Origin of the sequence: Vibrio rumoiensis 1S-45, from assembly GCF_000286955.2 — a bacterium.
GTDB classification, from domain to species: domain Bacteria; phylum Pseudomonadota; class Gammaproteobacteria; order Enterobacterales; family Vibrionaceae; genus Vibrio; species Vibrio rumoiensis_A.
Map to the genome: position 1 here is coordinate 1 of NZ_AJYK02000110.1, position 10867 is coordinate 10867.

Here is a 10867-nt window from a genome sequence, read left to right on the forward strand (position 1 = left end):
ACCTTACCAATGGCTTCTGCTGGCCAATGTCACCGCCCTAACCTCTTGACTAGCTCACTCAAACAATGATCGACTCCACATTGTTTAAAAATTATCCACAACCCCATTTCCATTAAATTCTAATTAATTAATAAGTTACATTGTTTCATTTCATACTCATGATGTTATTCACAAGATCTTTACACGTTTTGCTACCATGCTTATTGTCTATGGTTTATCGGTTTAGACGTCGGGTGATTACACTCATGGAGGTACGATGAAGTTCATAGACGTGCTTTTTATAAATTTGAAACCAATGGGGTGTTTTTATGAATATACAAAATTCAGTTGTTGTCATTACGTCAGCAGGCTCTCATTTAGGTCAAAATTTAGCTCAGCACTTTCTGTCTCTTAACGCTAATGTCATTTTGGTAGACAACAATGAAATCACCTTGAATCGCACGATTCAACAATGCCAACAGTATTCATCAAAAGTATTCCAATACTTGCTCGATGACCATAGCTTCGAAAGTGTCCAACCTTTGTTCTCATCTATTAATCATCACTTTGACAAAGGTATCGATGTGCTAATTAACCTATATCCAAGCCTTCCTTCACCATCTTTAATGGATGATGACAACCTTGATTTATACAGCAGCCAAATTTCCAATATTGCGATGACCATGCTTTGCTTTAGTAAATTGGCAGCAAAGCAAATGCTTAATAATGGTAAAAAAGGCGTTATTGTTAATCTCTCAGGCCATGAACAAGAAGATCCTCACCACTCGTCATCACTTATTTCTGAATTTACTCAAAGCTGGGCAGAGGAATTAATGCCATTCAATATTCGTGTAGGTGGTATTTTGCCTAACGTTTCTAGGCATGCTCATAGCCATAACTGGGCTCATAATTACGATGAGTTAATACGCAACGCTGAATATATCGTTGAAAATGATTACTTTAATGGCCGTATTCTGGATTCCTATTAAGCCCAAAAGTCATCAACCAAAGTTAAAACTATTCCTATAAAAAAGCCTCATCCATTGATGAGGCTTTATGTCTTCTTGAGAGCGGTTAATAATCTAATTATTTATCCGATTATTTCTTCTTTGCCGCTTTCTTTGGTTCTTCTGTTTTTTTAATTACTGTTGTACCTTCAAAGGTCTCACCTTCGATATACGCTTTACCATAATATGCAGCAAGCAATACTTCTCTCAATTCTGTAATGAGAGGGTAACGAGGGTTAGCGCCTGTACATTGGTCATCAAAGGCATCGACTGCCAGTTCATCCAGCTTAGCTAAGAAGTCGGCTTCAGGTACACCTGCTGCTTGAATAGACATTGGAATATCTAATTCAACTTTTACTTCATCCAACCAAGTTAATAGACGCTCAATTTTCTGTGCAGTACGGTCACCAGCTTGGCTTAACCCTAAGTGGTCAGCGATTTCCGCATAACGACGACGCGCTTGTGGGCGATCGTATTGAGAAAATGCCGTTTGTTTGGTTGGGTTGTCATTAGCATTAAAACGAATCACGTTAGAAATCATTAATGCGTTAGCAAGTCCATGTGGAATGTGGAACTCTGCACCAATTTTATGGGCAATGGAGTGACACACACCAAGGAAAGCATTGGCAAATGACATACCCGCGATCGTCGCCGCATTGTGCACTTTCTCACGAGCGATGGGATCCGCAGCACCATTTTTGTAACTTGATGGTAGGTACTCTTTCAGCATTTTAAGCGCTTGAAGTGCGTGGCCGTCTGAATATTCATTTGCAAGCACCGACACATAAGCTTCTAGTGCGTGAGTAATTGCATCGTAACCACCAAATGCCGTCAATGATTTAGGCATATTCATAACTAAGTTTGCATCAACAATCGCCATTTGAGGCGTTAATTCGTAATCGGCTAATGGGTATTTAGCCCCTGTCTTATCATCTGTTACAACGGCAAACGGCGTTACTTCAGAGCCCGTACCAGATGTGGTAGTGATACAAACAAGTTCTGCTTTTTTACCCATTTTAGGGAATTTGTAAATACGTTTACGGATATCCATAAAGCGCATTGCTAATTCTTCAAAGTGTGTTTCAGGGTGCTCGTACATCACCCACATGATCTTAGCGGCATCCATTGGAGAACCACCGCCAAGCGCCAAAATCACATCTGGTTGGAAGCTCTTCATGGCTTCTGCGCCCTTTTCAACCACTGAAAGCGTTGGATCGGCTTCTACATCAAAGAAGGTTTGAACTTCTAAGCCCAAGTTTTTCAAAATGCTCACGACTTCATCAGCGTAACCATTGTTGAATAGGAAACGGTCTGTCACAAGGAATGCTCGTTTCTTATCTTCTAAATCACTCAATGCAATTGGTAAGCTACCACGGCGGAAGTAAATAGATTTTGGAAGTTTATGCCACAACATATTCTCTGCTCTCTTAGCGACCGTTTTTTTGTTGATAAGGTGCTTAGGACCTACGTTTTCTGAGATAGAGTTACCACCCCATGAACCACAACCTAACGTTAATGAAGGCGCAACGTTAAAGTTGTATAGGTCACCAATACCGCCATGTGTGGTTGGGATATTGATAAGAATACGAGCGGTTTTCATTTTATCGCCAAAGTAGCGAATACGGTCTTCATTGGTATCTTGGTTTGTGTAAAGGCCCGAGGTATGGCCGATACCACCGATTTCCACCATAGTGATCGCTTGTTCTACGGCATTTTCAAATGAAGATGCGCGGAACATACCTAACGTAGGAGACAGTTTCTCGTGAGCAAATTCATCATCGTGGCTCACTACACCACCTTCACCAATCAAGATCTTGGTATCGGCAGGCACTTTAACACCTGCCATTTCTGCAATTTTCGTTGCAGGCTGGCCTACGATATCCGCATTCAAGTTACCATTAATCAATAAAATCTTACGTACTTTGTCCGCTTCAGATTTAGACAACACATAACCATTATGAGAAGCAAAACGCTCTTTCACTTCGTCATAAACTTCATCCATAACAATAACGGCTTGTTCAGAAGCACATACCACACCGTTATCGAAAGTTTTAGACATAAGGACTGATGCTACTGCACGCTTGATATCTGCTGTTTCATCAATAACCACAGGCACGTTACCCGCACCTACGCCAATGGCAGGTTTACCTGAAGAATACGCAGCTTTAACCATGCCTGGACCACCAGTTGCAAGAATAAGGTTAATGCCATCGTGCTTCATTAAAGCATTGGATAATTCAACAGACGGTTGATCGATCCAACCAATGATATCTTTTGGAGCGCCTGCGGCAACTGCAGCATCTAAGACTAATTTAGCAGCATCATTGGTAGAATTTTTCGCTCGTGGATGTGGCGAGAAGATGATGGCATTACGCGTTTTCAAAGAGATAAGAGACTTGAAAATCGCAGTCGATGTTGGGTTAGTGGTTGGGACGATACCACAGATGATGCCAACGGGTTCAGCAATGGTCATTGTGCCGTATTCATCGTTAACTTCTAACACACCACAGGTTTTTTCATCTTTGTATTTGTTATAGATAAACTCTGAAGCAAAGTGGTTCTTGATCACTTTATCTTCGATAATACCCATGCCTGATTCGGCTACCGCTTGTTGTGCTAGAGGAATTCGCGCTTGGTTAGCGGCTAGTGATGCAGCACGAAAAATTTTATCTACTTGTTCTTGTGAAAAAGTTGCAAATTCTTTTTGTGCTGCTTGAACACGTGTAACAAGATCATCAAGTTCAGCTAAATTCGTTACAGGCATAATAAATCTCCTAAGATCTAAAAATTAAAAACTATTTAGTAAGACTACTGAGATCGCGGTACAACTTGTTACCAATATTAAAGCTATGTAAACCGTCTTAGTAAATCGCTTTCAAATTGAGTATAAGCCTTCAAATATTTAAAATATTGACTTAGATCATTTCTCGCCCGCTAATTACCTCTAAAGCGGTATTTCCTGCCAAAGCTAAAAAGTAAACCATTGATTAATAATGAATTAATTAATTTCACTAATCGAAAAAAATATTCACCTCATCAATACAAATCCGTTCTCAAATCACAAAAATATCATGGCATTTCTATCAGAAAAACCAAAAATCGACACTATTTCCATGATGTAAACAAGTATACTCAACATCATGATACATACCACTTTTGGCTTCACTTTCTATCACTATTGATAAGATTATTTCTTATTAGTTACAATAACTTAATGGAAACTCATTCTATCTAGCCCGCATTGATTTGAACACAAATCGAAATTCTTAAATAGTCCCTCCTCTTATTGATAATGGCGTTTTTATTTTCCAAATATCGAGCCTTGGTGTTGATACCAACCACATACCATGTATATGTATAGACACTGTAAAGTTTTAGGGCTTACTGAAACTCGAACAATTAAGAGATATCACTCGAATTTTATAACCATTTGCCTTACATTACGCTCTCTTCTACTGTTAGTTCAGCATATTAATAATTCATTTTTATGAACTGGCTTTAGTCCACCACCGTTTCCAATATTAACTTTCGAGAACTGTTCATGGCCTCTATTGAATTTGCCATTTACCTACAATTTTTTCTTGGCCTTGTGGCTGCAGTGAATCCAGTAGGAATTATGCCTGTTTTTGTTTCACTGACTGGGCACATGTCTCCTGAAGAAAAACGTAAAACCGCCACCACGGCTAACATAGCAGTAGGCATTATTTTGGTCGTCTCGTTATTATGTGGTCAGTTTTTACTTGATATGTTCAGTATTTCTTTGGATTCTTTTCGAATTGCGGGCGGCTTACTGCTCATGAGTATCGCTTTTTCCATGATGAGCGGTAAACTCGGTGAAGATAAGCAAAACAAACAAGAGCAAACTGAATACATTAGCCGAGAGCAAATAGGGGTTGTTCCATTAGCGATGCCTTTAATGGCAGGACCTGGTGCGATAAGTTCAACTATTGTTTATGGATCTCGCTACCCAAGCTTATTTGAAACTCTTGGTATTATTGCGACTATTATTGCCTTTTGTTTTTGCTCTTGGTTACTATTTCGTTCAGCCCCTTTGATTGTTCGATTTTTAGGACAAACGGGTATCAACGTGATCACTCGTATCATGGGTTTGATTCTGGCAGCTTTAGGCATTCAATTTATCGTTAATGGTGTTGGCAGCCTTTTCCCAGGGTTGATGGCATAGAGCTATTGAGCTATTGAGCTATTGAGCTATTGAGCTAACAAGATTATAGGAAGATTAAAACTGATGACTCAAGACACCCTAAAGCACCAACTGTATGTCATAATTTTTGGCACTCATACCCCTGCCGGAAAACGTTTTGATCTCATCTTAATCGTTGCCATCATCAGTTCATTGATTGTACTTATTCTTGATTCTGTTCCCGCTTTTGCGGATCAATGGCAAAAAGAATTCGATATTTTAGAATATATCTTCACCGCCATGTTTACGGTCGAATATTTATTAAGATTATATTGTTCACCGAAACCAAGCGCTTATGCCAAAAGCTTCTACGGCGTCATTGATTTGCTCGCCATTCTGCCAACCTATTTAGCTTTCTTTTTCCCAGCAGCAAGCTTTATTGGCATCATCCGACTGCTACGGGTAATGCGAATTTTCCGTATTTTAAAGCTGGTACGCTTTTTACAAGATTCCAACTTACTCGTACGCACGCTCGCCATGTCACAAAGAAAGATTTTAATTTTCTTTAGTGCCGTTGCTATTCTGGTCACTATTTTCGGCGCATTAATGTATGTCATTGAAGGCCCAGAAAATGGCTTTACCAGTATTCCAAGAGGTATCTATTGGGCAATCATAACCATTACTACTGTAGGCTATGGCGATGTTGTCCCGCAAACACCATTAGGACAAGCCGTTGCGGCATTAACCATGCTTTTAGGTTATTCAATTTTAGCCGTACCAACGGGGATTATTACCGCGGAACTCAATCAAGAAATGAAAGCGCACCGTAGCTTAGTGCTTTGTCCTAACTGCACGAAAAGCGGCCATGAGACAGATGCCCTCTTCTGCAAACATTGCGGTGGTGAACTTGCCGATCCCGATCAGCGTGTGGTTCCGGTCAAGCACCCTTCTCCACCTGAAGAATAAACAGGAACATTTAAGTTTTTGTATTTAATACCCAAGGCAATTGAAGGTTATAGACAGACAAAAAAATACCGGCCAACTTGGCCGGTATTTTTATAGGTTTATCGAATTAACGACAATGTTATTTTTCCGCTAAGATGATGCGTAGAGTACGGCGTAATGGTTCCGCAGCACCCCATAACAGCTGGTCACCAACAGTAAACGCATTCAGGAAGGTATCACCCATTTCCATCTTGCGAAGGCGACCAACAGGCACAGAAAGTGTACCTGTCACTTTAGCTGGAGAAAGTTCTTGAGCCGTAATATCGCGATCATTCGGGATCACTTTCACCCAATCATTATGAGTCGCGATGATTTCTTCAATTTCATCCATTGGTACATTTTGCTTCAGCTTAATGGTCAACGCTTGTGAGTGACAACGCATTGCGCCGATACGCACACAAGTCCCATCAATAGGAACCACACCATCACCTTGAAGACCAAGGATCTTGTTCGTCTCAACGGTTGCTTTCCACTCTTCTTTACTTTGGCCGTTTTCACGCTTAACGTCAATCCAAGGGATTAACGAACCTGCTAATGGCGCACCAAACTCACTGGTTGGGAATTCACTTGAACGAATAGTTTCCGCAACTTTACGGTCAATATCGAGAATTGAACTGGCTGGATCGGCCATTTCAGCGCTTACTGATTGGTTAATTACACCCATTTGTGCAATCAACTCACGCATATTTTTAGCACCTGCGCCAGAAGCCGCTTGATAAGTCATGGCGCTCATCCACTCGATCATGCCTTTTTCATACAAGCCACCAAGGCCCATAAGCATTAGGCTAACTGTACAGTTACCGCCAACAAAAGTATTGGTACCAGCATGAAGGCCGTGTTGAATTTGTTTTAAGTTCACCGGATCAAGCGTAATGATGGCATCATCTTTCATGCGAAGTGTCGAAGCCGCATCAATCCAGTACCCTTTCCAACCTGCTTGGCGCAGCGCTGGGTAGACTTTTTCAGTGTAAGAACCGCCCTGACAAGTAATGATCGCATCAAGTTGCTTTAAGCTATCAATATCAAACGCATCTTGAAGCATGCCCGCATCTTTACCTAGGAAAGGCGCAGGAATACCCACTTGCGATGTGGTATAAAATACAGGTTCAATAAGGTCGAAATCCTTCTCTTCCACCATACGTTGCATTAGCACAGAACCTACCATGCCACGCCAGCCAACTAAACCTACTCTCATCATTTCTCATCCTCTCCATGATATTTTTTATATCTTTTAAACGAGGCATAACAACGCTATGCCACAAAAATACTTCTTTTAAAGAATCACTCTACTATCTCATTGCTTACGCCAATCTTCAAACCCGATTTTTACATAACTGGTTTGAGTTGTTGAAGCCACGCGCATTATGAATGACGAGTCAACTGATCCTTTAAGTTTGGCGGAATGCCTTTAATCGTCAACGTATCCGTTTCTGGATCGTAAAATACTCGCTCACCTAATAACATACTGTCAAAGTTAATCGACAAACCTCCGCCAGCGCCAACATACTTGGCTAATTTGCGAATGGTTGAACGATCAACAGGAAAGCTGTCTTCTAATTCATAGCCTTGTTTTTGTGTAAACTCTTGGAAATTGTCGTCATGACCAGAACCGGTTAACTCACCCGACAATTCTTTGATCGTCACTTCATCACCAGACTTTAACTGTTCATTACAATAATCATGCACTTGTTTACGGTAAGCAACGGTTTCATCTTTATTTAATTGCGCATCGACGCAGTAATCATCTACCGCTTGCATAAGCACTAAGTTTTGTTTTTTACTATCTAAACCCACTTCAGCTTGTAAGAAATCTAAAAAGAAATCCGCAACTTTACGTCCCACACGGCCTTTAATGTAAGTTAAGTAGCGGTTAGATTCTGGATCGGTTTCATAACGAGAAAGGTCGATTCGAACCGCAATATCCATTTTGTTGATATCAAGATAATCGGTTCCGGTAATGTCTAATGCGTCATCGACTTTAAGGCTCTGATTAGAAGGTAGCAAAGCAATGAATAAATAATCAGTCGCCAATGATTGATATTCCGCAAGCACCAATACCCCTTCTTCTGCGAATGGATATTTTGATAACTCGATTTTAAGACGTTCAGCCGATTGCTGAGAAAAGTCATAAAAGTTCAGCTCACCTTGGCGAAGTTGCTTCATCCAAGATTGAAATTCACTCTCTTCTTTATAAATGCCGAAGCCTTTTCCGCCTTTTGCGTTAAAGGTTCGATGTAGTTCTGCAACGAGTTGTTCGCTCACACCTTCACTTGGCAATGCTGAATCTCGTAAGTTAACGACCAGTTCATCTTGGTCATTTTTTGTCAATTTATGCAATATAACGTTGGAAATATTTAAGCTCATGATAAATTAGTTTCAGTTGATGTTTCAGTTGTGAGGAAGACTAGGTTATCATAAGCCGCTTTGTATCCCAAAATCACTTAAATATTCTTGTTTTGTGTCTATTTTTAAGTGTTTGAAACATTATTAACCAATACTAGGAACTAGATTAGAGCCGTTATGCCTATTAATTCAAAATACAGCGACGAAAAAATCGAAAAAATCTTGGCAGAAATCGCTGCCGTGTTAAAAAAACATGAAGCAAACGCTGATTTAAGCTTAATGATTGCTGGTAATATAGTCACTAACATCTTGAACTCTAATGTGCCAAAATCTCAACGTAAACTCATTGCAGATAAATTTTCTCAAGCCCTTTTATCATCGATTGATGATTGAATGCATTCTTAAACTAAATTGAGTTAGAACGATAAAATAAATGGTAGATAGCGATAATTCATATGGGGAGCGCGTCTCTCGATTAGTAAGTTGGGGACATTGGTTCTCTTTCTTTAACATCATTCTTGCAATGTTGATTGGTACGACCTTTCTCGCCCAATCACCTTGGCCAGACACGCTATTAGGGCAAGCTTACCTGATCATTTCATGGATCGGGCATTTTAGCTTTCTCGTTTTTGCCCTCTATATTTTAATTCTCTTCCCATTAACTTTTATCATTCCATCCCGAAAATTATTACGCCTCATCAGCGTGTGTTTTGCGACGGCTTGTTTAACGCTATTGTTACTAGACAGCCAAGCTTATCAAAAGCTTCACCTACACCTTAACCCTGTTGTTTGGGAGCTATTGCTAAGCAAAGAAAACACGTCATTTAATGCCGAATGGCAATATTTATTTGCTGCTGTTCCGGTGATTTTCTTGCTGCAAATTGCCATTTCAGAATGGATTTGGAAAAAACAGCGTAAGCTATCACGCAAGCAAGTGGGCAAGCCTGCAACCATTATATTTTTCCTTTGTTTTGTTAGTAGCCACCTAATTTACATTTGGGCGGATGCTTTTTTCTATAGCCCCATCACTAACCAACGCGCTAATCTTCCATTGTCTTATCCAATGACAGCTAAATCCTTCATGGAAAAACATGGCTTATTGGATAAAGAAGAATACCTTGAGCGCCTAGAAAAAAATGGTGGTACTAGTGAGGTGATTAATTACCCATTGGAACCCGTTAAATTTGAAGGTCGTGGAAAGCAATACAACGTGTTGATGGTCATGGTAGACAACTTGCGCAGCGATATGTTGACGTCTGATGTGATGCCAGAGACGTACCGCTTTGCCAAGAACAACCAGAACTTCATGAATCACTACAGTGCGAGTAATAATACTTATGGCGTGTTTGGTTTATTCTATGGATTACCAAGCAGTTATGCTTCAAGTATAAAAGCGCAGAATACCGCGCCTCTCTTTATTAATACAATGCGTAGCCGTGATTACCAAATGTCGGCATTTAGCAGTGATAATTTTGAAGATGCAGAATTTTATGATGAAATATTTCGTTCTTTAGATCTGTCGACTAAGAAGAAAGAAAGTTCATCGGATGAGAAAACCATCGACACCTGGAAAACCTGGCTATCGGCAACATCAAATAAACCTTGGTTTAGCTATATCGAACTCTCTAAAGTCGAAAACTTTGAAGATAGCCCAACTGTATTTTCTCAATTTAAAACTGGCTCGAAACAACCAACAGATAAGCTCAAAGCTCGTTACCAATCTGCTGTATTTGAAACAGACAAACAGATTAAGAAAATCTTGGATGAAGTAGAAAGTAAGAGTTCGTTAGAAGACACCATTGTAATTATCACGTCGAACCATGGTACAGAATTTAATGAAACTCAAAATAATACTTGGGGCTCTAACAGCAATTTCAGCCGTTACCAGTTGCAAGTACCAATGGTCATTCATTGGCCTGGAAAGCAGCCTGAACTCTTTAAACATAAAACGAGTCATTTAGATTTATCTGCAACACTAATGAAAGACTTATTCCAAGCATCATCAAATCCTTATGATTTAGGCAGTGGTAAGAATTTATTCAACACAAACCCTAGACCTTGGATTCTGGCTGGAGACAGTGACAATATTGCTCTAATAACAGATGATACAACGACTGTGGTTGACCAATTTGGTAACTACAAAGTATTTGATGAAAATTATAAGCGCAGTAAGAGTTCGAAACCTAAGCTTTCAATCGTTCTGCAAGGCTTGTCGGAATTGAAGCGTTTTTATCGCCAAGGTGATTGATTTTCCATCAGTTAATCTCACTTTGTGATAAAGAGTATTGACGTAATTTACTTCAATCCCTTACATTATGTCTTATCGGTATGTAGCGCAGCTTGGTAGCGCACTGTCATGGGGTGTCAGGGGTCGGAGGTTCAAATCCTCTCA

8 protein-coding genes are annotated in these 10867 nt (G+C 40.0%); 5 read left to right on the top strand and 3 right to left on the bottom strand.

Going from position 1 to position 10867, the window contains the following annotated elements:
* Window positions 1-308: 308 nt before the first annotated feature.
* Window positions 309-968: an SDR family oxidoreductase gene (locus A1QC_RS14695; RefSeq protein ID WP_017025052.1), complete on the top strand. Its 660-nt coding sequence runs from the start codon at window positions 309-311 to the stop codon at window positions 966-968.
* A 109-nt stretch (window positions 969-1077) separates the two neighbouring features.
* Here the strand turns inward: A1QC_RS14695 and adhE are convergent, their stop codons facing one another.
* Window positions 1078-3750, bottom strand: a complete 2673-nt coding sequence (gene adhE / locus A1QC_RS14700; protein WP_017025053.1) for a bifunctional acetaldehyde-CoA/alcohol dehydrogenase — start codon at window positions 3748-3750, stop codon at window positions 1078-1080.
* 777 nt (window positions 3751-4527) lie between these two features.
* Between adhE and A1QC_RS14705 the strand changes: the two genes are divergently transcribed.
* Together A1QC_RS14705 and A1QC_RS14710 are read left to right on the top strand one after the other, a co-directional pair.
* The gene (locus A1QC_RS14705; RefSeq protein WP_017025054.1) at window positions 4528-5169 is read left to right on the top strand and encodes a YchE family NAAT transporter; all 642 of its coding nucleotides are present in this window, start codon (window positions 4528-4530) and stop codon (window positions 5167-5169) included.
* 63 nt (window positions 5170-5232) lie between these two features.
* Window positions 5233-6093, top strand: a complete 861-nt coding sequence (locus A1QC_RS14710) for an ion transporter (RefSeq protein ID WP_017025055.1) — start codon at window positions 5233-5235, stop codon at window positions 6091-6093.
* A gap of 118 nt (window positions 6094-6211) precedes the next feature.
* On the opposite strand, the gene asd is transcribed toward A1QC_RS14710, so the two are convergent.
* Window positions 6212-7327 carry an aspartate-semialdehyde dehydrogenase gene (gene asd, locus A1QC_RS14715; RefSeq protein WP_026025809.1) on the bottom strand — a complete coding sequence of 372 codons (1116 nt, stop codon included), beginning with the start codon at window positions 7325-7327 and terminating at the stop codon, window positions 6212-6214.
* Between the two features lie 167 nt (window positions 7328-7494).
* The gene (gene yejK / locus A1QC_RS14720) at window positions 7495-8496 is read right to left on the bottom strand and encodes a nucleoid-associated protein YejK (protein ID WP_017025057.1); all 1002 of its coding nucleotides are present in this window, start codon (window positions 8494-8496) and stop codon (window positions 7495-7497) included.
* 156 nt (window positions 8497-8652) lie between these two features.
* Between yejK and A1QC_RS14725 the strand changes: the two genes are divergently transcribed.
* Both A1QC_RS14725 and A1QC_RS14730 read left to right on the top strand, forming a co-directional pair.
* On the top strand, window positions 8653-8868 hold the full coding sequence (locus tag A1QC_RS14725; protein ID WP_017025058.1) for a YejL family protein: 216 nt from the start codon (window positions 8653-8655) through the stop codon (window positions 8866-8868).
* A 40-nt stretch (window positions 8869-8908) separates the two neighbouring features.
* The gene (locus A1QC_RS14730; protein ID WP_017025059.1) at window positions 8909-10723 is read left to right on the top strand and encodes a DUF3413 domain-containing protein; all 1815 of its coding nucleotides are present in this window, start codon (window positions 8909-8911) and stop codon (window positions 10721-10723) included.
* The last annotated feature ends 144 nt before the right edge of the window (window positions 10724-10867 follow it).